The organism is Candidatus Bathyarchaeota archaeon (assembly GCA_026014465.1).
GTDB lineage: Archaea > Thermoproteota > Bathyarchaeia > Bathyarchaeales > Bathycorpusculaceae > JADGNF01.
Genome location: JAOZID010000010.1, coordinates 467,628 through 488,576 on the forward strand (window position 1 = coordinate 467,628; position 20,949 = coordinate 488,576).

General features: G+C 47.3%; 26 protein-coding genes. 9 read left to right on the forward strand and 17 right to left on the reverse strand.

Annotated features, from left to right (window positions below; genetic code table 11):
- Positions 1–351: 351 nt before the first annotated feature.
- On the reverse strand, positions 352–858 hold the full coding sequence (locus NWF04_04530; GenBank protein ID MCW4005847.1) for a DUF1622 domain-containing protein: 507 nt from the start codon (positions 856–858) through the stop codon (positions 352–354).
- Between the two features lie 142 nt (positions 859–1,000).
- Between NWF04_04530 and NWF04_04535 the strand changes: the two genes are divergently transcribed.
- Positions 1,001–1,270: a hypothetical protein gene (locus NWF04_04535; protein MCW4005848.1), complete on the forward strand. Its 270-nt coding sequence runs from the start codon at positions 1,001–1,003 to the stop codon at positions 1,268–1,270.
- 194 nt (positions 1,271–1,464) lie between these two features.
- Positions 1,465–1,773, forward strand: coding sequence for a 30S ribosomal protein S10 (rpsJ, locus tag NWF04_04540; protein ID MCW4005849.1), 309 nt, complete (start codon positions 1,465–1,467; stop codon positions 1,771–1,773).
- Positions 1,774–1,868: 95 nt separating this feature from the next.
- Here rpsJ and NWF04_04545 read toward each other — a convergent pair whose 3' ends face one another.
- Positions 1,869–2,687, reverse strand: a complete 819-nt coding sequence (locus NWF04_04545; GenBank protein ID MCW4005850.1) for a hypothetical protein — start codon at positions 2,685–2,687, stop codon at positions 1,869–1,871.
- Between the two features lie 153 nt (positions 2,688–2,840).
- Between NWF04_04545 and NWF04_04550 the strand changes: the two genes are divergently transcribed.
- Positions 2,841–4,043 carry a DNA repair exonuclease gene (locus tag NWF04_04550; protein ID MCW4005851.1) on the forward strand — a complete coding sequence of 401 codons (1,203 nt, stop codon included), beginning with the start codon at positions 2,841–2,843 and terminating at the stop codon, positions 4,041–4,043.
- The gene (locus NWF04_04555) at positions 4,043–6,145 is read left to right on the forward strand and encodes an SMC family ATPase (GenBank protein MCW4005852.1); all 2,103 of its coding nucleotides are present in this window, start codon (positions 4,043–4,045) and stop codon (positions 6,143–6,145) included. Before NWF04_04550 ends, NWF04_04555 begins: the two co-directional genes overlap by 1 nt.
- Before the next feature lie 218 nt (positions 6,146–6,363).
- On the opposite strand, the gene NWF04_04560 is transcribed toward NWF04_04555, so the two are convergent.
- The 4 genes from NWF04_04560 to NWF04_04575 all read right to left on the reverse strand — a co-directional run bounded on the left by NWF04_04560 (position 6,364) and on the right by NWF04_04575 (position 9,384).
- Positions 6,364–6,765 carry an acyltransferase gene (locus NWF04_04560; GenBank protein MCW4005853.1) on the reverse strand — a complete coding sequence of 134 codons (402 nt, stop codon included), beginning with the start codon at positions 6,763–6,765 and terminating at the stop codon, positions 6,364–6,366.
- Between the two features lie 569 nt (positions 6,766–7,334).
- Positions 7,335–8,066 carry a class I SAM-dependent methyltransferase gene (locus tag NWF04_04565; protein MCW4005854.1) on the reverse strand — a complete coding sequence of 244 codons (732 nt, stop codon included), beginning with the start codon at positions 8,064–8,066 and terminating at the stop codon, positions 7,335–7,337.
- Positions 8,067–8,240: 174 nt separating this feature from the next.
- The gene (locus NWF04_04570) at positions 8,241–8,525 is read right to left on the reverse strand and encodes a 60S ribosomal protein L22 (GenBank protein ID MCW4005855.1); all 285 of its coding nucleotides are present in this window, start codon (positions 8,523–8,525) and stop codon (positions 8,241–8,243) included.
- Between the two features lie 388 nt (positions 8,526–8,913).
- A complete protein-coding gene (locus NWF04_04575; GenBank protein MCW4005856.1) occupies positions 8,914–9,384 on the reverse strand; it encodes an emp24/gp25L/p24 family protein in 471 nt (156 codons plus the stop codon).
- 78 nt (positions 9,385–9,462) lie between these two features.
- Between NWF04_04575 and NWF04_04580 the strand changes: the two genes are divergently transcribed.
- Both NWF04_04580 and NWF04_04585 read left to right on the forward strand, forming a co-directional pair.
- A complete protein-coding gene (locus NWF04_04580; GenBank protein MCW4005857.1) occupies positions 9,463–9,783 on the forward strand; it encodes a hypothetical protein in 321 nt (106 codons plus the stop codon).
- Between the two features lie 164 nt (positions 9,784–9,947).
- The gene (locus NWF04_04585) at positions 9,948–10,634 is read left to right on the forward strand and encodes a DUF120 domain-containing protein (GenBank protein MCW4005858.1); all 687 of its coding nucleotides are present in this window, start codon (positions 9,948–9,950) and stop codon (positions 10,632–10,634) included.
- 6 nt (positions 10,635–10,640) lie between these two features.
- On the opposite strand, the gene NWF04_04590 is transcribed toward NWF04_04585, so the two are convergent.
- The 8 genes from NWF04_04590 to NWF04_04625 all read right to left on the reverse strand — a co-directional run bounded on the left by NWF04_04590 (position 10,641) and on the right by NWF04_04625 (position 16,855).
- Positions 10,641–11,246, reverse strand: a complete 606-nt coding sequence (locus NWF04_04590; protein MCW4005859.1) for a rhomboid family intramembrane serine protease — start codon at positions 11,244–11,246, stop codon at positions 10,641–10,643.
- 6 nt (positions 11,247–11,252) lie between these two features.
- A complete protein-coding gene (locus NWF04_04595; GenBank protein MCW4005860.1) occupies positions 11,253–11,714 on the reverse strand; it encodes an FAD synthase in 462 nt (153 codons plus the stop codon).
- A 108-nt stretch (positions 11,715–11,822) separates the two neighbouring features.
- Positions 11,823–13,334 carry a hypothetical protein gene (locus NWF04_04600; GenBank protein MCW4005861.1) on the reverse strand — a complete coding sequence of 504 codons (1,512 nt, stop codon included), beginning with the start codon at positions 13,332–13,334 and terminating at the stop codon, positions 11,823–11,825.
- A 178-nt stretch (positions 13,335–13,512) separates the two neighbouring features.
- Entirely contained in the window at positions 13,513–13,794 is a 282-nt protein-coding gene (locus tag NWF04_04605; protein MCW4005862.1) for a DUF357 domain-containing protein, read from the reverse strand.
- Positions 13,791–14,597 (reverse strand): diphthine synthase, encoded by an 807-nt coding sequence (gene dph5 / locus NWF04_04610; GenBank protein MCW4005863.1) that lies wholly within the window; start codon positions 14,595–14,597, stop codon positions 13,791–13,793. The genes NWF04_04605 and dph5 overlap by 4 nt, the downstream gene beginning before the upstream one ends.
- Positions 14,598–14,737: 140 nt before the next feature.
- Positions 14,738–15,217, reverse strand: a complete 480-nt coding sequence (locus tag NWF04_04615; protein ID MCW4005864.1) for a phosphopantetheine adenylyltransferase — start codon at positions 15,215–15,217, stop codon at positions 14,738–14,740.
- A complete protein-coding gene (locus NWF04_04620) occupies positions 15,204–16,148 on the reverse strand; it encodes a hypothetical protein (GenBank protein MCW4005865.1) in 945 nt (314 codons plus the stop codon). The genes NWF04_04615 and NWF04_04620 overlap by 14 nt, the downstream gene beginning before the upstream one ends.
- Positions 16,145–16,855, reverse strand: coding sequence for an ECF transporter S component (locus NWF04_04625; GenBank protein ID MCW4005866.1), 711 nt, complete (start codon positions 16,853–16,855; stop codon positions 16,145–16,147). Before NWF04_04625 ends, NWF04_04620 begins: the two co-directional genes overlap by 4 nt.
- Before the next feature lie 263 nt (positions 16,856–17,118).
- Between NWF04_04625 and NWF04_04630 the strand changes: the two genes are divergently transcribed.
- On the forward strand, positions 17,119–17,463 hold the full coding sequence (locus NWF04_04630) for a hypothetical protein (protein ID MCW4005867.1): 345 nt from the start codon (positions 17,119–17,121) through the stop codon (positions 17,461–17,463).
- A gap of 224 nt (positions 17,464–17,687) precedes the next feature.
- On the opposite strand, the gene NWF04_04635 is transcribed toward NWF04_04630, so the two are convergent.
- The 3 genes from NWF04_04635 to NWF04_04645 form a co-directional block, all read right to left on the reverse strand.
- Positions 17,688–18,197: a hypothetical protein gene (locus NWF04_04635; protein ID MCW4005868.1), complete on the reverse strand. Its 510-nt coding sequence runs from the start codon at positions 18,195–18,197 to the stop codon at positions 17,688–17,690.
- 407 nt (positions 18,198–18,604) lie between these two features.
- Positions 18,605–18,967, reverse strand: coding sequence for a hypothetical protein (locus tag NWF04_04640; GenBank protein MCW4005869.1), 363 nt, complete (start codon positions 18,965–18,967; stop codon positions 18,605–18,607).
- A 163-nt stretch (positions 18,968–19,130) separates the two neighbouring features.
- A complete protein-coding gene (locus NWF04_04645) occupies positions 19,131–19,313 on the reverse strand; it encodes a hypothetical protein (GenBank protein ID MCW4005870.1) in 183 nt (60 codons plus the stop codon).
- A 199-nt stretch (positions 19,314–19,512) separates the two neighbouring features.
- Here NWF04_04645 and NWF04_04650 point away from each other — a divergent pair, with 199 nt between their 5' ends.
- Positions 19,513–20,169 (forward strand): HAD family hydrolase, encoded by a 657-nt coding sequence (locus NWF04_04650; GenBank protein ID MCW4005871.1) that lies wholly within the window; start codon positions 19,513–19,515, stop codon positions 20,167–20,169.
- A 143-nt stretch (positions 20,170–20,312) separates the two neighbouring features.
- Positions 20,313–20,927, forward strand: coding sequence for a hypothetical protein (locus NWF04_04655; protein MCW4005872.1), 615 nt, complete (start codon positions 20,313–20,315; stop codon positions 20,925–20,927).
- The last annotated feature ends 22 nt before the right edge of the window (positions 20,928–20,949 follow it).

Sequence of the window (20,949 nt, forward strand, 5' to 3'; positions counted from 1 at the left end):
CCTCGACAACGACTTTTGAACAAGTTTTCCACTTTTCCTCATTAATGTTTCCAAGTGTTTATAGAAATGAGACGTGGCATGAAAATATTTAAGCCTATCGCAGCGTTTTTGAGCTAACTGTTCATCAACATCAGAGAGAACATCAACTAGCCGATTGGACAAAAATTGGTTCCTCGAACAGTCTGATGATAGCCAATAAGGCATACCTTGTAATTTGCTCATGATGCTCCGAGCTTGACTTCATAGATTGACCGTAGGAAGATTTAAAGTTTAGCCCACTCAACCACCATTCAACATGGGGTTAAAGCAAAAAACAGGCAAAACAGGGCATAGAGCCGCAAGCAGCTGCGGTTACTCAGTTTCAGCGTCTGAACCGTGCCAGCGGCGTTCCAGATACAAAATCAAACTAAACAAGCCCCTGCTAAAGATTACAAGAATAAGCAACACAAACTCCTCATAAGTGCGCACAACCACGGTTTTTATAATCTCTGCACCTATGAAAAGCTCCAAACTCAAGGTCAAGTAACCTGAGAGAAAACGTGTAACGCATGAGGGCTGATACGGACTCTTAAGCTTACACTGCAAAAACCGGTAAGCCACCAACACCGCACCAAACGCAATCACACCCCCACCCAAAAGATACAAAATATCCGTAGCAATGGTCAGCAAAACATAGATGACCTCGTAAACTATGCCACCCGCAACATAAGGCACATCCCCAGGCAAAAACCACAAGCCAAAATCGGGGATAGCAAGGGTCAAGTAGGTACCGATGAGCGAGATGGCCGCAAGCAAAAGCAGTATCAAAACCGTCAAATGATCTTTGCCCTTGCGGGTTGGAACAGTACACTCAGCCATAACCAATCAACCACAGACAACAAAACATAACACCACAATAACCATATATCATTTACCACAAAACCCTCAAGAACAGCCCCAAATCACTCAACCCAAAACTATTATTGCCAAAACAGACAAAACCATAAACAGTGTGAAAACCATGGGACTTCTGGAACAGATTAGAACATTCGTAATTGAAAAACACTTCAAGCCTGCAATGTCCAAAGGAGAAAAAACAATCACGCTTGTCTCAGGCGTTATCCACAGACAAATGGGTCTAGAAGATAGGATGCCGGCAGTCTGTAATGCACTCAGAAGCAAAGATCCGTGGGGTTTCCCAGTCACCTTTGTAAAAGAAGAAAGAGCACCAACGGTTAAAAAGGATAGTTCAACAAACGAATACATCTTTACCATTAACAAATCCCAATAGTTTTCTGAGCACAATAGAAAGGCAGTGCTTTTGCTCGAGAATGCGCTTCATCTTCACAGCTAAACTGAGAGGTTTAGGCTACAAAAAACTAGATGGTAAGGCAGAAAACAAGGACGATAGGTTTTTATGTGCGGTTTATGTCTCCTTAGTGTTTGTAGCCTGTTAGAAGGGCAGAATTTAGGATTGATAGTTGAATGGTCAGAAAAGCTCGGATTCGATTAACAAGCACCGATTACGATAAGTTGGAAGATGTATGCGAAGAACTCAAAAGCATCGCCCAGAAGACAGGCGTGAAGATTAATGGTCCAGTGCCACTACCGACTAAACGGTTGCGTGTGCCCGTGCTCAAAGCACCCTCTGGAGCTGGAACCGCAACATGGGACAGATGGGAACTGCGCATACACAAACGCTTAATCGACATAGACAGCGAAGAACGCGTCATGCGAAGAATCATGCGTATCCGTGTACCCGAAGAAGTGCACGTAACCATCGAACTCATCTAAAACCCCCATCAACCTTTTCATTTTGAACTTAGTTTTTGTGTAAAGTTGCTTTTCGCGTTAGCTACGCAGGGGTTTGTTTGTGTAAAAAACGGTTTTTAGAGGCCTGTGTAGAGCATGTATGATGGGATGGCGAGGGCTATTGCGGCTGCGAAGGTTGTGACCCAGGCGAGTTTGTTCCAGCGGTAGATTTTGAAGCCGTCAAGTATGCCAAAGGGTATGAGGTTGAAAACTGCGATGTAAGAGTTTAGCAGGGCTCCTATGGCAAATGCCCAAGAGTACAGGTTGGGGATGACGGTGGCGGTAAGGAACAGGGTGGCGAGGATGATGTTGGTTATGGGTCCAGCTATGGAGATTTTTCCCATATCGTCTAGTCGCGATACACCTGCGATCATGACTGCTCCAGGGGAGATTAGTTTGAAGGGCGAGAACAGGGATATGACTGTGATTATAAGTCCCCAAGTGGTTACTCGGAATTCTGCCCATATGCCGCGTCGTTGGGCGGTTATTTTGTGGGCTAATTCGTGCAGTAGGAAAGATATGGTTAGGAGAGATGCGAGGATGCTTAAGCCAAAGATGACGACTGCGCCTTCGCCGCTAAGAAAAGAGCCTAACCCAAAGGATAAGCCTATGGCGATAATTAGCACGGTGCCTATGGCTAAGTGCATGAGTTCTTTGGGGCTAAAGTATATGCGTCCTTTTACGGGGCGGGGGCGCCCAAAGCTTACTGAGTACTCGTATGAGCTCTGGCGGGAACTAAAAGCGTCTGAAACGGTTTCGTGGCGTTGCGCATGAGCCAGCCCGATGTTGGGGCAACTGTGGTTTTCTGGCAGGCGATGGGCACTGCAGAATTGGCCGCCACAGTAAGGGCAGTGAAAAGGCATGAGGACGTCTTGTCCACATTTTTGGCAGTTCATAATGCGCAACTCTTTTGTGCATAGAGCAAATATGAGGGTTTATATCTTTCCCCTCAAGGCGCTAAAAACGGTTTTAGCCGTGTTACAGTAATTGTTAAGAGGTTCAAGCATGTTAAAAGGATTACTCGCCGCCAAGATTGAGGGGACTTTGGGTTGAAACCGTTTAGTTTCGTTCACACTGCAGATTTGCATTTGGGTTATGCACAGTACGGGTTAGAAGCCCGCAGGCAAGATTTTGACAAGGTTTTTGGAGAAATTGTAGAAAAAACCATCGAGTTAAAACCTGATTTTATGATTATCGCGGGCGATTTGTTCCATCAAGCGCGCCCCTCGAACGTTACCTTGGAAAATGCCATACGCAACTTCAAACGGCTACGCGACGCAGGAATTACAGTGTTAACGGTGGATGGTTCACACGATTCGGCACCTAACTCCATCACGGGCACCATACTAAACCCGCTTGACAGCGCAGGGCTAATTTATCATTTGCCACGCCACAAAGGGGCATGCTGGCGCAAAAAAGACAGCTGCTACGTCTATGGCATACCCAACTACCGAACCCGCCGCAAAACCGACGAAATGCTCCCAGCGTTTATGAAGCAAAACAAACCCAAACCCGACCCCACAGCCGCAAACATTTTCGTGTTCCACGGCGCCGTCGATTTGCCCAACTTCAAACCCCCATACATCGAAGCAGAACTATCACCCGAGCTCGTACCAGACGGGTTTGACTACTACGCGGCAGGACACATACACGAACAGTTCACAAACAAATTCAAAACAGGCACTCTAGTCTACAGTGGATGCACCGAAACCGTAAGCTACACCGAAGCACGCTACACAAAAGGCTTCTACCACGTACACGTAAACGAGCAAGGCACGTTCCAGCAAGAATGCATAGAGTTAGAGTCCCCGCGCAGATTCGTGGTTTTAGAAAATGATTTCACGGGTTTGAATTCTCATAGGATTACTGAGCAGGCGGCGCAGATGGTTAGGGATGAGGACGCGGAGGGCGCGGTTTTGATTCCTGTGCTTAGGGGGGTTTTGCCTTCCGAGGCTAGCAGGGGGGAGATTGATTTGGCGCATGTGCGAAGTGTGGCGGAAAAAGCGTTGCTTGTGCATCCTGTGGTTTTGCTTAAGGAGTCAGCGGTTTCCGAGGAGGTTGTGCGTTCTATTTTTGAGGGCGAGTTTAAGGATTTGAAGACTAAGGCGTTTGAGTATTTTTTGGAGATTTTTGGTGACCGCTACAGCCACGAAGATGCGGAGAAGGTTGCGCATGCGGCGGTGGAGCTTATTGAGCCACTTAAGCGTAAGCAGGAAGACGAAGTTCGCCAGAAACTGGAGGGGCTGCTTTAGTGAAAATCGACATTGTCAAGCTTGAGAACGTGCGTTCACACGTCAAATCCACAGTTCCGTTTACCCGAGGATTTAACTGCTTAGTGGGCGGTATGGGATGTGGAAAAAGCAGTGTACTGTACGCGGTGGATTTCGCGTTTTTTGGTGACCCTGTGGGCAGAAGCTTTGAGTACCTGCTGCGTGAAGGAGAAAACGAAGCAAAAGTCACCGTGCAGTTTGCGGTGAACGGGAACACGTACACGTTAACGCGAGCCATCAGGCGCCGTGGCAAGAGCATAACCCAGAACCTCGAAGAACTCAAGCTGCTTCAGGACGAAAAACTCTTGGCAAGCATGAACACAGGAGCCGTAGCTGAGCAACTCAACGCAATCACGGGACTTAACAAAGATTTGTGGCGCGAAATTGTGTGGGTTCGCCAAGAGCACCTCAAAGAATTAATTGACGCCCAGCCCCGAGACCGCCAAAAACGCATAGACGAACTCTTCGGGCTCTCTGACTACGAAACTGCGTGGAGCCGCATAGCAGAGTACCAACGCGACTACGAAGTAGAAAAACGCCTACTCGAAAAAGACCCCGACATAACAGGCAAAGACAAACTAAGCGCCGAATACGACCGCATAACCGAAGAATACACGCTCACCGAAGTTGAACTGGAAAACGCGCAAGAAAAAATCTATCAGACCCAGCATGTTATGGAAGAAACGGAAAAGCAACTGCAACAGCTCGAAGAGAAGAAACTGGCTATAGAGGAGCTGCAAAGAAAAGAAGCACGGCTACAGGCAGATATCAAGAACGCGAAGGATGCGGCGGCTAGGCTTTTGCAGCAGGCGCAAACTAGGCAAAGGATGATTAGTTCACTGCATCAGCGCCAGGGCAGTATGGATTCGCAGATGATCTCGTGTAAGGGCACATTGGAGAAGTGCGGAATGCCCTCGAACCAGCCTTTGGAGGTACTTCGGGGGGTTTTGCGGGATTTTGATGACCGCATAAGTGGTTTGAGGGCAGAGCAGGAAGCTACTTCGCGCAGTTTGCAGACCGACCAGAAACGGTTGGCGCAGCTCAAAACCGAAACGGATAACCAGTGCCCGCTGTGTCTGCAGCCGCTTAACGACGAGTACAAATCCAGCATGGTGCAACGAATTAACGAGGAAAACGCGGAGCGGCAAGCAGTTATTTCTCAGTTGCAGCAGGAGATTAGGGAGATGCAGGGGGCGAAGCGTTTGGCGGATGAGGCGTTTTCTACGTTGCAGACGCTGGTTTCCAGAGCAGACGAACTCAAAAGCCGCATAGCCGAGGAAGAGAAGAGCCTTGCAGAAGTAACCGAGGAACAGCAAGCCAAGAAGCAGTTGGAGAGCGAGCTTTTGGTTCAGCTTGAAGAGGTGCGCGTTAAAATCAGCGGGTTTGATGTGTCGGAGTTGGAGGAGGCGCGACGCAAAAAAGACCAAGCGTTTAGGCAGTACTACGCGGCAGAATCAGAACTAAAAACCAAAGAGAACCACAAAAAAGACTTGCTCCGCGGCATGGACGACATAACAGCGCGCATCGACCAAGCCCAACAAAAAATCGAACGCCTCGACAAAACCAAACAAACCATCCAACTCATAGCCGCCATACGCGACGCTTACCGCAGCATCCAACCCAAACTACGCAGCGAATTCATCAAAGTCCTGCGCAACTTTGTCCAGCAAGTCCTTGACAGCCTCGTAGGAGGAGAAGCACCCCTGCTAAACGTAGTCGTCGACGAAAAATACACACCCTACGTCAAAAGCGAATCAGGCGCAGACCGCGAAGTCGCCAACCTCTCAGGAGGAGAACGCACCCTACTCGCGTTTGCCTACCGCTTAGGCTTGGGGCAACTGATTATGCAGTCACGCACAGGACAAGGCTTAGGCATGCTCCTACTAGATGAGCCCACCGAAAACCTCGGAACCGAAGACGGCAGCATCGAACGCCTCGCCCAAGCCATCAGCAAATTCAAAGCCATCGAACAAATCATAGCCGTCACCCACAGCGAAAACTTCGCCGACCAAGCCCAACACGTCATCATCCTCGAAAAAGAAGCAAACATCAGCAAAGCATCCATCGCCAAAGACCAAAACTAACCCAAACAGAGACGTAAAAGAGGTTACTGGGTTATCGACAAGGCGTAAAAGCTAAATTCCAAACGTGTTCACATGCTCTACATTTGTGATAGCGCGTTTGGAGTTTGCTCGCCTAAACAATAGAACGCGCTACAAGGAAAATCCTGTTGAGTGTAATTTTGAGAAGAAAAAAAGGATTGCAGGGAAAGATGCTAAAAAATTAATGGGGAGCATTGAAGTTAAGGTGGAACTGGTTTTTTGATTACTTTAGCTGGGTTACCAGCGACAATACTGCCAGCGTCGACGTCTTTTGTTATGACCGAACCGGCTCCAACAATTGCGTCATGTCCAATTCGAACACCTTTAAGGATAATTGCGCGGCAACCGATCCAGACGTTATCCTCGATAATCACGGGCGCAGTTTTTTCAGGTTTTCCATGTATGCCATGGTAATCGCGGTCTAAAATAGTGCAATCCCAAGAGACCAAAACGTGGTTGCCAATGACAACTTTTTCACCTGCATGTATTTCTGTTCGGTCTCCAATTTGGCTGCCTTCTCCGATACGCAATAATGCAGATTGTGAACTTGAACCGACACAGCTTAAGCGTGCATTTCGATATAAATGCCCATAATTAGCCATTTCTATACCCCATTACGCACAGTTACCTTAACGCCCTCATCTACGTGTATAAAGGCGCGATGCGCAAATTTTCGTGATAAAGAATAGCCGCGTAAAAATGCATAAGTGACACGGCATTTACTCCAAAAACCAGGATATCGGCTTAGAGCATAACGGTAAAGTGAAAGGTAGGAGGAAAGGTTTGGAATTTTCTATCCCTCTTTGCGAATTTGTTTTAAAATGTTTCCAATGCTGTCCTTTGCGTACACATGACCGTGGCGTCTTTTGTAGACATATTTAACCCTCTGTCAAAGAGAGCATGAAGTTCAAAACGTAAATAAGTAATCAGATTAAGCGTTATCATTTAAATCACATCAAAGAAATATATGATAAGGTTAAAAGGTTTTTCCCATTCACTCGCCCCAAGCACACAACACCACAAAATAAGGACTTTCCACGACTTTCTAAGACACTTAGGGACTTTTCCAGACGCAATCAAACCCCAAAATAGCCTCTAAATCTTAAATGGGCTTTAGAAATCAAAGTTTTGTAAGATAGGGGGAGGGGGTGTGGAAGAAGAGAAGAGTGTTTTAGGTGGGTTTTAGGGTCCATAGGGCTACGCTCCAGTGTTGTGGGGCGTTGTCGCGTTCGGCTTTGAAGTGGTCTATCATGTTTTGGGCGTCAGCTTTGAGGTCGGGTTTTTCTTTGATGATTTGCGGTAGGGTTGTGAGGAGGGGTTGGACGTATTGTTCCCAGTCTTGTTTGGTGGAGGTGTTTTGGTAGATTATTTTTAGGTTGTTTTGTGTGAAGGTTTGCTGCATCTCGTCTAGGGTTAGGTAGGCTTCTTGGGTTATGCCTAGTTCTTTGAGGACGCGGGGGTCAACGGGTTTTTGGGTGTAGATGGGCTCAGTGAGGATTATGGTGCCGTCTGGTTTTAGCATGCTTTTGAGTTTTTGGAGGGCTTGGGTTCTGCCTCCGTAGATGTATACGTCAAAGCCCAGTGCCGCGACGACGTCATATTTTTTGTTGGGAGTAAAATCTGCGATGTCTTGACAGAAGTATTTGGCTTGCTCGTTGAGGTGTAAAAGTTTTGCACGCGCGTTAGCGTAGTCAACAGCTACTTGGCTACGTTCATATCCCTCAACTGTTACGCCAAAGGTGCTTGCCCACCGCAATGAAGGCGAAGCTTTGCCGCTTGCAAGGTCAATCACGGATATCCCCGGCGCCATCCCTGCAGCTTTGCCCGCAGAAAACAGCGTCTTAGCAGAAACGGGGTTCAGTAAGTCAGAGTTGCGAAAGATTTCAGTAAACGATAACTGCATAAGCTTCACACCACAACTCTCCAAATCAGCTTAATATGCCTATGCTCCAAAATCTATACACCAAAATCCAGCCATGAACCAGTTTAGGGTTCCATTACCTGCCAAATCGTAAAAAAGATACCCGCAGCTAGGCGGTTAATGAAAATGCAGGTTAGAAGAAAATGTTAGGGGCGGTTAGTCTTTTTCTTCGTAGATTTTGCGTTCGTTGATTAAGAGTGCGTTTTCGTCTCCGCCGATTACGCGGTAAGTAGCTTTGAGGTCGTTTTGGTGTAGGAATTTTTTGAGGAGGACTCGGATGTATTTTTTGTTGACGCCTACTTCGGGGGTTTTTACGTTGATTTTGCCGCCTTCGTTTGAGACTTCGGCGCTGGTTTTTTCTTTGAGGAAGCTAATTAGCTGCGATGTAACCGCTGCGCCTTCGCTTTTTAGTTTTGAAGCATCCACTTTTATTTCTGCCATGAAGCTTTCACCTTTGTTTGCTTTTACATAGACTCGTCAAGACAAGGAATGAACCTTAATTGCTAAGGCTGTGTCAATGCGCAAGCCATAAACCTTTGCATCCCACAACAGGAAACACGAAGGTCTGCTTTTCTTTTGTCCCTACCCAGATAAGTCTTACGCATCCCAATGCCAGTTTGCCCGCTTTAGCGTGTCAGTTTGCCCGTCGAGTCTACCTCACAGCCCAAGGGCTCAACGACTCTAGAGCTCATCATCCAACCAAACAAGACACGAAACAACTTAAGAACCTTACAGTTCCAAAAACCAAAAACACAAGGATACTTGAAAAACAGCAGATACACAGGCGCTTTTGAAACAAAAAATATTGGGGGTTGGAAGGAAGGATGGTTTAGCGTTTTCTTAGGGCGAATGCAACTGCGGCGATGACGATTATGATGAGGGCTCCGATTAGTATGAGCCAGAAGTCGGGAAGCGATGTGACGGCGCTTAGCAGGTCTATGTTATAGGATAGGGTGACGACTTTTGAGCTGAGTACTGAGAAGTCGTTGTTGAAGTGGAAGCTAAAGGCGCCTGATTTGTCTGCGGTGAAGTTGAAGGATTTGCCGTCGCTGACTCTGCCTAGGTCAAGAATTGTTTGTCCTTCGGGGTTGGTTACCCAGAAATCGATGTCGTTGTTGCCTCCGCTAATTGCGAGGGAGCCACTGAATTTGACGCCTTCATCTAAATTGAAGACTAAGACTTGTTCGGAGAGAGGGTCAACAGTTACGCTTTCAGTTTCTTCAGCAAAGGCACAGGGACAGACTAAAACGGAAAAAGCCAGAACCATAGTCACAGCTAAAGCCAATTTTTTACTACTCATAACAATCAGGTATAATATAACAGGAAAACCCCTAATAAGACTTGGCGTGACAACATCAGCACAAACCAGCAGGGTTTCTTGGAGCCGCCCATTGTTTGGTTAAGGTTTAATATGCGTGAGAAGCAACAAAGATTGGGTGTTGAAATGGGATTAAGCCAAGAAGAATTCAGAATAGTAAAGTTGTGGTTGGCGGAGAAGGATATTTCTGCAAAGTGTCCTGTTTGCGAAATATCTAAACAGAGCGTGGGAGATATTGTAGAGTTGCCGCAAAGACAAAATGCACAAGCAGATACGGAAGATAACAATGCAGAAAACTATTATGCCGCTGTGCCGATTACGTGTAGAAATTGTGGTCATGTTAGGTTTTTTAGCGCAAAGAAAATGGGTTTAGTCAAATAGCACAGCAACCGTGTTTTGGAAGTGCCCTTGGCTTGGGGAGAAACAGGTTAGCTGCGAAGTAATTGGGTATCTTGTTTTTATGGTTGGTTTTGCTGTGTAGGCTTTAAATATCAACTCAGGCAAGATAGTAAAAGCGGTTTAGAGTTGACATAGGGGTTATTTGGATGGATGTTCAGGAGTGGCGCCAGGTGTTTACGTTGCTTAAGCTTGCTGAGATGGGTGCGCATAAGCGAACAGCTAGGGTTAGTACGGAGTATTTGGCTCAGAAGCTTTTGGTTAGCCAGCAAACTGCTAGCCGTTACTTGATAGAGTTGGAGCATAAAGGCTGGATTGAACGCAGCATTACCCATGATGGCTGCTTGATAAGAATCAGCACCACGGGACTAACGCAGCTTCAAAACCTTTGCGCAGATTTGCGTTCCCTTATGGAGAAAACCACGCAGCCAAGCATAACCCTCGAAGGAACCGTCTTCACAGGCCTTGGCGAAGGAGCCTACTACATAACCAAAGACATCTACCGCAAACAATTCATAGAAAAACTCGGCTTCGACCCCTACCCAGGCACACTCAACCTTAAACTCACCACCGACTACGACATCAAAACCCGCATGGAACTCGAAACATACCCCGCCGTAGAAGTCGAAGGCTTCAAAAACCCAGACCGCACCTTTGGCACCGTCAAATGCTACCCCGTCCTAATTGGCAACAAAGTCAAAGGCGCCCTGATTTCGGCGCTTCGAAGCCACTATGACGTCTCAGTTCTGGAAATAATCGCTCCCGTCTGCCTACGCAAACACTTAGATATTAACAACGGCAACAAAGTCAAAATCCAAGTCCTCCCAACCAACTAAGCGGCGCTAGAAGGGCGTGCGGTAAGAGTAGTGGATTTCGTAGCTGGCTTCTGGTTTTCTGCGTGATGCCAACACGTAACCCATAATTAAGCCTGAAACCAATCCGCCGATATGCGCGAGGTAATTCACGTTTGCTCCAGAGCTTATGATTAGCAAAAAGAACGCGAAAATCAAAGCGCCTGTTATGGATTGTCCGATTCTGCGGCGGTCATAAACTACGCAGGCTCCAAACAGCGCAAATATAGCTCCCGAAGCACCAACAGACGAGAAAATAGGTCCCATAATCAAGGAAAGCAGGTTTCCCACTAAGCCGCCAAAGATGTAGATACCAAGGTATTCGGGGAGGGAGAACATTTCTTCGCCACGCAAGCCAAAGATTAGTAAGAAGAACATGTTTCCTGCAAGATGGATTATGGTAGCGTGGACAAACATGGAAGTGAAGAGTTGATAGTAAGAGCCTGCGAAGACTAGGGCGTTTACTTGTCCCCACTGCCAGACCACGGCGTTGCTGGTTGCTAAGAAGTTGTTGCTTAGTATGGATGTGTAGATGTAGAAGGCTACGTTTAGGGCGATTAGGATGTAGGTTGGTTTGTAGTTTATGCTGTTGGGCATGGTTGTTCATCTGGCGAATTTTTCTACTATTTTTTGTCGGATTTTTGAGGAGCTGTCGAGTTCTTCGGCTTCAAGTTTGCCGATTCTGACTACAGATATGTCAGGCCCGTGTTTTTGCACGTAGCTTTTCACTGCCGCCTCAACCTCTGCTTGGTCATACCCCAAAGCAATAACGTTAGGCTTAACGGTTTCTATAACGTTGCCCAAATCAAAACTTTCCACACCCAAAACAGCCAAGTCCACCACCTTCAAAGACTCAACCAAGGCGCGGCGCTGGTTTTCAGGCATCACAGGCTTGCGGTGCTTAGTTTTCTCCACGGTACTGTCGCGGGCAACAACAACCACCAACTGCGCGTTTTCGCCCCCAGCTTTCTTGGCTTCCTCTAAAAACTTGACGTGCCCAAGATGCAGCAAATCAAAGACGCCAGAAGCTAAAACGACCCTACGTTCACCCTGATGACTTGGCATTTAACTGACCCATACGCGGTTCAAAGATAAAAATTTGGTCATCCAAGTTCAGAAAACTACCTATCAAGAATCTTTGCAGCACCATGGGTTCAACGTGTTTTAGCAAAGCTATTGAAAAGGCAAGATAGGGGAAATAGGTAAACCAGGACGAATTAGCCATTCGCCATAGTTTGCCGTGACAGTGACGTCGGAGGAGGGAACAGTTAGGGTTCCTGAGGCGCCTGTTAAGCCGTTGCCGTTTGTCCAGCTTAGAAACACGTGGGATATGCCGTCCCAGCCCGTAACTGGAGTTGAGGCGACAACAGTGTGGGTTGAACCTATGTCCCATATGAAGTCAGTTTGGTACACTTGCCAGAAATCGTAGGTGAAGCCGTCGATTGTTAGGATGGTTACGCCGCTGTTTATGTTGCTTAATCCGTTGTGGTCAAAGCGTACATGCACCGTTGAGAGGTCATAGTTTGCTGTGACGGTGACGTCTTGTTCGGGTGTGATGAGGGTGCCTGAAACGTCTGTTAAGCCAAAACCGTTGGTCCAGTCCACAAACATGTGACCCACGTTATCCCAGCCTTTCACAGGAGTTATAGCCTCCACAGAATGCTCAGAACCAGCCACCCAAATAAAAGCCATCCAACCAATATCCGAAACCGTATATGTCGTGCCATCGATAATCATGATTTGACCGTTGTAGTTAGTTACACCCGTTGTTGAGAACCTAACAGTGTAAGATACCTTCTCGTAGTTCGCAGTCACGGTTGTATCTTGAGCAGGAACCGTAAACGTTCCAGACTCCGTGACTAAGCCGTTTCCGTTGGTCCAATCCGCAAACTCAAAAACATGACTATCCCACGCAGTAAGAGGCGTTGGGAAATTTACCGTATGAGTTTCTCCAGACACCCAATTAAACACCCTCCACGAAATATCTGACAACGAATACTGCACACCATCTATAACGATGCGATAAGACGAAACAGCAACGTTTTGCAGATTCGCCGTTGCAAACCGTATGGTAACAGGAACACCAGGAGTAGGAGACGGAGAAGGCGTAGGCGTTGGGGTAGGAGTTGGCGTGGGTGTAGGTGTTGGAGTTGGGGTAGGCGTTGGTGAGGGGGTTGGAGAGGGAGTGGGCGTTGGCGTCGGTGATGGCGTGGGAGTAGGTGTTGGGGAAGGTGTAGGTGTTGGTGTGGGGGAAGGAGTTGGCGTGGGCGTTGATGTTGGGGTGGTTGTGGGGTTTGGGGTTGTGGGTGTTTTGGGGATTACGGAGGTGGTTATGGAGATGCCGTTGGTGGAGACTACTTTTACTTTGATTAGTTCTCCTGTGGTTAGGGGGTTTGCTGTGAGGTTTAGGTATGCTACTTCGTTGACTGTGAGTTGGGGTGTCCATGTCGTGGGTGGGATTGTGGAGTTTTCTACGGCTATGTTGTTTACGTATATTTTGTCGAGTATGACCGTGTTGACGCCAGAGTTTCTAACGTACAGGTTTATGGTTCCTGTTGCGGCGTTTGCAGTTATGCTGTCAACTTGGAGTTCGCCGACGCCAGGACTGGGGATTTGTTGTGCATTACCCAACCAGCCTGTTACGTAAACATACACGACGGCACCTGCACTGACAGTAATAAGCATCAAAATCAGAGCTGACACAACAGCCGAAAAAGCCAGCCTGCTACGAAACAATCTACGAAATAGCTTAGTCATCCACTGTTTAACAGCAAAAAATTAGTTTTTATGGTTTGTTTACTCCAAATAAGTATCACAGCAACACGCAAAAACTAAGACTATTCAAAGACAAAAGCGGGTCGGGTTATTTGCCTTTTAGAGGGCTGGCGCTGTTGGGGGTCTGGGCAGCTCCGATAAGTTTTAGCGCGTCCAGCAAGCCTTCGCAGTAAGCAATGGAGACCAAGCTGGTTTCGTACTGTTTTTGGCTGTAAAAGTATTTTGCGTCTTGCAAGTAAGCGTTAACGTACCCAAACACTTCATCAATGCATTGTTTGCTGACCTGAAGGTTTTCACGTCGTCGTTGCATGCCTTGCAGGGTCTGCTCCATAGCCCGAATATACTTAACAGCCAACTCTTCAGCACTCATCGAATCAAACTCCTAAGCTTCACAGGCGCATCCGCCAACGCAATCAACGCCTCAACCTCCATAAAATGCAACTCCCCTGGAAAAACCAACGTCATAGGCGGCTCCCCAAAATCAAAACCCTTCAAAGCACCGACAAAATCCGCTTTCAAGGTGGGGTTTTGGCTTCCTGCTCGGGCTAAACCTACCGCCAGCGAGTTGGGGGCGGCGATGTTTTGCTGTTTTTGCTCTTCAACTTCGCCCAGTAGTGTCAACGCTTCGGAGATGGTTAGGTAGCGGTTGTTGGCGGCGTCCAAATCCAGCAGGCACAGCGTGTGTAGTCCGAGTTGTTTGTTTTGGGCTATCACGTTGTAGGGTGTTGCGCTAAAGTTTTCTTTGAAGGGTACGGTGACGGTTTTGCCGAATTTGTAGTTGTGTAGTCCTGAGAGGCTGATGAGGGCGGAGAGTATGGAGACTCCGTGGATTACGCGGGTTTTAATGCCGCGTTTGGTAGCGTCAATGCGCAACGTGATGTGGGTGGTTGCTATGAAAGGGTCTCCGGGAACTAGGAAGGTGGCTTTGCCTTTTTCAGCAGCGTCAAGGAGGAGTTTGCCGTTTTCTTCTTCCAAGTTGCATCTTTGTATGACCGTGACAGGCTTGCCCACTAACTCTTCAAGGCGCCGCAACGAAAAACCAGGCAGCAAACTCGTGTACAACTCAAGAAAAACCGCATCAGAAGCTTTGGCTTCCTCCAAACCCGCCAAGCTCAAACCACACTCATCGTTCAAGCCCAAACCAACAAACACAAGCTCCTTCAAAGCATCCACACAACAACACTACAGTCACACAAACAAAACTTAAACCGTTCGCCAACCAACCAGCACTACCTACCCCCTCCCCCTATCGTTTCTGCATACAAATAAAATTTGGAACCAAATAGACGGCAAATAGGTTAGTGTTTGGGGGGTTAGGGTTTGTTTTGTAGTAGGTGTCCTTCGTGGTCGATTTCGCCTTTGCGTATGCGGGTGGTGGATATGGGGTGGCTGTTTTGGGAGGGTACCATGTTGACTGCTATGATTTCTAGTGGGGGTAGAGCGTTTTTTTTGCGTTGTTGGTTGATTTTTTGTGCGGTGGGCTGGGTTTCGGCGCTGACTATGATGGCTTGAAGCTGGGGGTCTTGTGTTGAGGAGCCAAAAGCCGTGAACAACGGAATTACTTGTGCGCGGTCGGATAAACCCAAAGCTGCCAAATACTTCTGCAACCCTTTGAGTCGCTCTTGATACGACGCGGTAACATGCGGTTTGCTTAAACGGGACACAAGCTCATCCGAAGTTAAACCAATAGCGACAAACTCGCCAACCTCGAAAGCTTTAGCAAGCAACACCTTATGCCCCCGATGCAACTCATCAAAGGTTCCGCCAACCGCAACTCTACTAAACTTCTTCATGACTGCCTACCAGCCGAGCACCCAAAAAGTCAATCTTGCTCACAACTATTTTTTCTTTCGGTAAAACCGCCTCAAAAGCCGCCGCCACTGACCCCGCATCCTCATCACGCGCCACTGCATGCACCGCCTCACCAACCATGTTCTGCGTCGCTCCAACCGCGCCTGCCTGATTCGCAGCCTCCACCAAGCTCTTGACGCGTGAAGTTGCAAACCCCGCATCCTGAGCGAATTGCCAGCAGCAAGCCAAAAAATTCTCCAAAGACGGCTTGCGTAAAATCGCATCCAAAGTTTGCTTGCCAAAACTGTTGACCCTGCCGCGTTTCTCTGGGGAGGAGAGTACGTCTTTGGTTAGGGTGGGCTCGAAGATGCCTGCAACTATGGTGTAATCGGGCGTTAGGGGTAGGCGGTCTATGACGCTGTGGGTTGGGGCTCCGGGTTCAAGAACTAAATCAACGCCGCCTAGCATCATGGGGGTTGCGGTGCCTAAACCGGTTTTGCATTTGATTTCGGCTATATGTGCGATGGTCCCGATTTGGTTGCAGGTCAAAGGCAAATCCAACGTTTCGGATAGGGCTAACCCCGCAGTTAATGCTCCTGCCGCGCTGGTTCCAAATCCCGCGCCTACGGGAACCGCAATTTCATGCCTAACCTCAACACTGTATGCACCCAAGGCTTGCCCCAAAAGTTCCTGAACCACGGTTTTTGTGGTATAGGCTTGGGGTTCGAGTTTGCCGTTCAAGAAAACCTGCACGCTGTTTTCAGGTGCCTTTTTGACGCAAACGTGGGTTAGTACGCCTTTTTTGAGACCAAAGCCGCCGCCGCGTGAACCCATCTTGGCAAGGTCAGCTATGGGGGTGCCGTCGGGGTTTGTGTCGCAGATTTGAAAAAAACTGGAGATGCCAGCAGGAGAAAAAGCGGAGGCTGTTTTCACTGCTGTTCCCCGGGCTTGTCTTTTGGTTTGAGGTTGGGGAAGGCGCGGTATATGGCGCTTAGGATTGGGGGTCCTAGGACAAGCATGAAGGGGATTTCGGTGGCGAACGTCCAGACGGTGTAGGCGAATATGCCGCCCATGGTTAGGGGTTCCACGGTGGGGGCGAAGTATTGTAGGTATAGGGGTACCATTACGCCGATTATGGCGCTGCCGACTAGCAAGCCGATTACGGAGCCGATTTCGTAGCTTTGCCACTTCTTCGACAACAGCGCTACTGCCAAGAACATTGCGTAGCTTGCGGCTACGATGTACACGTACATTATGTCAGTGTAGAAGTACGCGGTCAACAAGAGCACGGCAAATAGGGCGGTGCCGACGATGTAGCTTTTCATGGAGTTTAGCCACGCGACTTTTTTGTTGGCGATGTATCCTAAGAGCCAAAAGCCTACAAAGTTGGAGGTTACTCCAGCCATTAGGCTCAGCAAGGGATTACCGCCAAGTAACAGGTCGTTTAGGAAGATGCCAAGAGCTGCGCCTAAGCCGCCGACCCAAGGTCCAAAAGCCACGGCGAACACTGCGGGAACCACGGCTTGGGGCCAAAACCGTACTGGTCCAAAGCTTAAGGGTAAAACGCTGTAGAACAGGATTCCAGCTACAACATATAAGGCTGCGTTCAAAGCAAAAGCTGCTATCTTTAGAGACTTCAATTTTCAACCTCGCTAATCAATTAGGCTAACAAGCGACAACGCAGACCCAATTAAGCATTCCGTATGAATTGTTTAAACATGTCTAAACTCGTTTCGTTACCAACAAAGCAAAAACAGAAAAACAAGCAACCCCCAACCAAGCACACCCTCACAAAAAATAACGTTAACATAAAGAAAAATGGCGTTCACAGTGATATGAACCCGAAGTTGTTTTTTGAAACCCTAATAAATGCAACGACCAATTATATAGGGAGGATATGAGAATGGCAAGTAAAAAGCCCGAGTCAAAAGATAGCCGTGACGAATGCGTAAGGAAAATCGCTGACGAACTCAAAAAGGACAGCTGGGAAGTCAAAGCAGATTTGGAGGGATTTGACAGGCCAGATAGTGTTGGGGGTTTGCCGCCTGCTATTGAAGCAAAGAAGGGCTGTTTAAGACGGATTTGTGAAGTAGCTACTGAGGACATGTTTGAAGGTGATAAAACCCGCTATATTGAACTGCGAAACTACTGCGACGAGTACGATTTTCACTTCTATGTTGTCGACAAGAAGGGCAAATACAAAGAAATCGACGCCGACAGCGTAGGCAAAAAAGAGCAAAAGAAATAGTTGGGCACCAAAGTATCAGGCGCGTGTTGGCGGCGCAAGAAGCAGTGAGGGGCAGGTTTAGAACGGTTTAAACGCGAGTTCTGCGTTTGGGGATTTGTAGTGTCTGTGATGAAATTCACGTCAGTATGAAAAGGGCACGGTTAGCTCTGGTGATTAGCTTTTGATTTTGCTTCTGAGACACTGCCTGTAGCACATGAAAAGCTTTGTGCGCCTCAAATGCTCGGTTAGGTTTGGGGTTGTTTGCAGATTATCCTTAGGGAGTCGAAGACTTTTTTGTTATGGGGCTGCTTGGGGTCAATTTGAGAGGCGATTTCGTCGAAGGGTTCCACGACTTCAAAGAGGATTTTGGTTCCGCTCATGCGGCAGATGACGTTGCAAAAGTCTGCGGAGACGTAGCCGCCGTCGTATAGTTGGAGTACGCGTTGGAAGTAACCCAGAACCACGCGTCGGGCACGGTTGATGGGCATAACAGAGAGGTCTTTGCGTTGGTAGCGTTCTCCGAATTCTTTTATGTATGCGTCTTTGTATTCTTCAACCCAGTTGTTTAGGGTCTGCAAGGCGTTGACCATGGCGTCTGCGGAGTATTCGCGTAAAACATCAACTAGCAGTTGAGCTTCCACGGCGTTGCGTGCAGTCTGAGTAACATCTTTGATTTTCCGTCCAATCCAAAACACAGTTACCGCTGTTACAACCGTAGCAACAACAGCAATCACAACACCAATTTCCGCCAACATAGACAACGCAACCTATGCCACGTCGTAACTTAAATAATTGCCCATAAAACCCTCAGCCCAAAAAGACAAGAACAAAACAAAAAGAGGTAAAAAAACAGAAAACCTCAAGCCACGAGGTTAGTATCTTCGGGGAGGTCTTCGTTTAGCATAACATTCGCGGCAGTAAACGGGTCTTGTGCCGTCAGGTTTGAAGGGAACTTGGCATTCTTGTCCACAGTCAGAACATGTAGCCGTGTGCATCTCTTTTTTATACATACTCATTTCTCAACTCCTTTAATTTGATGCGCAACAGGGTTTGCACAAAACCACCTATATCGCAAGTGGCGTTTAAGGTTTATCCATAAACCCGAATAGGTGAAGAAAAGAAAAGTAAACAGCACAGTAAAAGCGGGTAACAAAAAAAGACACTATTTTTTGTGTCGTTTGAGTCTGTCCTGTCTTTGGGATTTCATGCGCCAGTCACGTTTTCGTTGCGTTGTTACAGAAAAGCGGTTATGTCTTCGCTCAGAAGCAGAATCATGGCGGTAACGTGACACGTTGCGGTAAAAGGTTGGGGCGTCAATTTTGTTTTCTTTAAGTTCTTCAAGGTTAAGGTTTAGGTCCTGTTTTTCTTCAGCGTCAATTGCCCCGTCGAACAGTTCGGAGTAAACAAGGTATGCGGCGTGGAACTGAAAGTTTGAGGGGTCATCAATGAGGAGTTTTTCAGGGGATGCGTCTTGGTTGTTTAAGGGTTGTTCAGTCATGTCCATCCAGTCTTCAACGGGTAACAATGTACGACTTTCTACTTTATAGCTTTTACACATGTAGCTGCCACGTAACATATCATGAGGAGAACTTTGAGGAAACAGCACGCAAATCTGACAGTTCAAACATCAAACGAAAACAAAAACCGCTAAAACCAACGTTCATAAACCAAACCTAAACAAAAAACAGTCACTCATAGCCAAATGCGCCATGCTCAAGGCGCCTATGCACACCGCGAAAAGCATCCACATGCTTAGCTTTAGACTCACCCAAAGCATCCAAATGCCGCTTCAAATCAGCTTCACTACAAAAACAGCAAGCACAATGCGGACAACGACAAATATCCACAACAGCCTCTTTACGCTCGTCCACCCACAGCAACCTCCATTTTTGGCTAAAGCTAAACACACACCAATTTACGATGTCCTAAATAGAAGTTTGCATACAAACACCACAAAACGCCAAAAGGGGAACCCACGCCAACCCCTAAGGGCACGTTAATATTCAAATAAGCTTAACGCAACACTCTTATGAACGGAAAAAGCATTCACAGACTTAACAGGCATAGAAAATGAGAAAAGGCAAACTTGCAGTCAAAGGTTTACTTTGTGATTTAGACGGTACTTTGATGAATACTAAAGAGGCGTATGTGGAAGCGGCGAAGCTGGCGTTTTTGGATTTGGGTCAAGATCCGCCTGTGGAGGCTGTGGCGTTGGAGATTCCAAGGCGCATAGAGCAAAGGCTGCCGCTTACGGAACTGGTTAGCTGCGATGACATGGAGTTTCTACGAGCTTACTTGAAGGCGTTTTATTCGGTTTCAAAAGAGAAGGTTAAGCCGTTTCCAGATGTGAAGTCTACGTTGGAGGCGCTTTCGCAAAAAGCCAAGTTAGCTATAATTACTATGCGTTACAGCCCCAAAGAGGTTGTAGCGTCGGAGCTTAAACAGTTTGGTTTGGACAAATATTTTAGCTGCATCGTAACTGCTTGTGATACGCCCGAACCTAAACCCTCACCTGAAGCACTATTCAAAGCCGCTGAAGCCATCGACCTAAAAACAAGCGACTGCGCCATAGTAGGCGACTCCATAATTGATGTCCAAGCAGGCAAAGCCGCAGGAATCAAAACCGTAGCGGTTCTCTCAGGACTGTACTCCCACACAGAACTCTCAAAATCTCAACCCAACTATATTTTAGAAACCCTAACCCAACTCTCAGACCTTCTAGAATAAGGGCGCTACAGGCGATTTTGAGCTATTTCGAGGCTCGTAATATTGCCAAATTCCGCCTAAACCAGTTATATCTGAATTGTTAATAACCTTAATTAGAGCCTCAACATCATAGGTATAGTGGAGAAGGCTTCGAGTGGGTAGAAATGAACTACGTAGAAATAATATTAAGCGAGAAACTCAAAGACGCAGATCCAGCCCTTGACATCTTGGGGTCCGACCGCAAAGTTCTCTACATAGCATGCCAAGACTTCGCGAACTACCTAAAGTTACAGTGGAAACTTGTTGGCAAAGAAGCAAGCAATTTTGAGTTAGCTGAAAGAATTGAAAGACTCTTCAAGAGGGAACCCGAAGAAATTGAAGCTTTCCTGGCAGTCTGGACAGGCATGTGGCTCAAAAAATGGAAACAACGCGTCAAACTACTCATAGGAGACCAAAACGCCAAAAGCTGGAACAAAGTCTCCAAAAACATAGCCGACGCAGAACCCCTCTGGCGAGAAATAGAAAACAAACACGAAATCATGGAAGCCGTAGTAGCCACACTAGAAAAGAACGGCGAAATCTGCGGAACCGAAATCCTCGCAGAAAACCTAATCAAACTCGAACTAGGCGACAAAAACAACCACAGCCTAAACGAAAAAGAACAAATCTGCAACGTCCTCAACAAATCACTACGCAAAGCCCGAGAAATGGCACAAAGCAGAGGTCCACTGATCTTTGTCAAAGTCGACAAAGGCTACTACGATACGCTAGACGAATAAACCACCATTTTCCCTTTTTAGA

What these genes read in the sequence shown, in the direction of transcription:
- NWF04_04530 (MCW4005847.1), bottom strand. Translation starts at nt 858, where the DNA reads ATGGCTGAGTGTACTGTTCCAACCCGCAAGGGCAAAGATCATTTGACG.
- NWF04_04535 (MCW4005848.1), top strand. Translation starts at nt 1,001, where the DNA reads ATGGGACTTCTGGAACAGATTAGAACATTCGTAATTGAAAAACACTTC.
- rpsJ (MCW4005849.1), top strand. Translation starts at nt 1,465, where the DNA reads ATGGTCAGAAAAGCTCGGATTCGATTAACAAGCACCGATTACGATAAG.
- NWF04_04545 (MCW4005850.1), bottom strand. Translation starts at nt 2,687, where the DNA reads ATGAACTGCCAAAAATGTGGACAAGACGTCCTCATGCCTTTTCACTGC.
- NWF04_04560 (MCW4005853.1), bottom strand. Translation starts at nt 6,765, where the DNA reads ATGGCTAATTATGGGCATTTATATCGAAATGCACGCTTAAGCTGTGTC.
- NWF04_04565 (MCW4005854.1), bottom strand. Translation starts at nt 8,066, where the DNA reads ATGCAGTTATCGTTTACTGAAATCTTTCGCAACTCTGACTTACTGAAC.
- NWF04_04570 (MCW4005855.1), bottom strand. Translation starts at nt 8,525, where the DNA reads ATGGCAGAAATAAAAGTGGATGCTTCAAAACTAAAAAGCGAAGGCGCA.
- NWF04_04575 (MCW4005856.1), bottom strand. Translation starts at nt 9,384, where the DNA reads ATGAGTAGTAAAAAATTGGCTTTAGCTGTGACTATGGTTCTGGCTTTT.
- NWF04_04585 (MCW4005858.1), top strand. Translation starts at nt 9,948, where the DNA reads ATGGATGTTCAGGAGTGGCGCCAGGTGTTTACGTTGCTTAAGCTTGCT.
- NWF04_04590 (MCW4005859.1), bottom strand. Translation starts at nt 11,246, where the DNA reads ATGCCCAACAGCATAAACTACAAACCAACCTACATCCTAATCGCCCTA.
- NWF04_04595 (MCW4005860.1), bottom strand. Translation starts at nt 11,714, where the DNA reads ATGCCAAGTCATCAGGGTGAACGTAGGGTCGTTTTAGCTTCTGGCGTC.
- NWF04_04600 (MCW4005861.1), bottom strand. Translation starts at nt 13,334, where the DNA reads ATGCTTATTACTGTCAGTGCAGGTGCCGTCGTGTATGTTTACGTAACA.
- NWF04_04605 (MCW4005862.1), bottom strand. Translation starts at nt 13,794, where the DNA reads ATGAGTGCTGAAGAGTTGGCTGTTAAGTATATTCGGGCTATGGAGCAG.
- NWF04_04615 (MCW4005864.1), bottom strand. Translation starts at nt 15,217, where the DNA reads ATGAAGAAGTTTAGTAGAGTTGCGGTTGGCGGAACCTTTGATGAGTTG.
- NWF04_04630 (MCW4005867.1), top strand. Translation starts at nt 17,119, where the DNA reads ATGGCAAGTAAAAAGCCCGAGTCAAAAGATAGCCGTGACGAATGCGTA.
- NWF04_04635 (MCW4005868.1), bottom strand. Translation starts at nt 18,197, where the DNA reads ATGTTGGCGGAAATTGGTGTTGTGATTGCTGTTGTTGCTACGGTTGTA.
- NWF04_04650 (MCW4005871.1), top strand. Translation starts at nt 19,513, where the DNA reads ATGAGAAAAGGCAAACTTGCAGTCAAAGGTTTACTTTGTGATTTAGAC.
- NWF04_04655 (MCW4005872.1), top strand. Translation starts at nt 20,313, where the DNA reads ATGAACTACGTAGAAATAATATTAAGCGAGAAACTCAAAGACGCAGAT.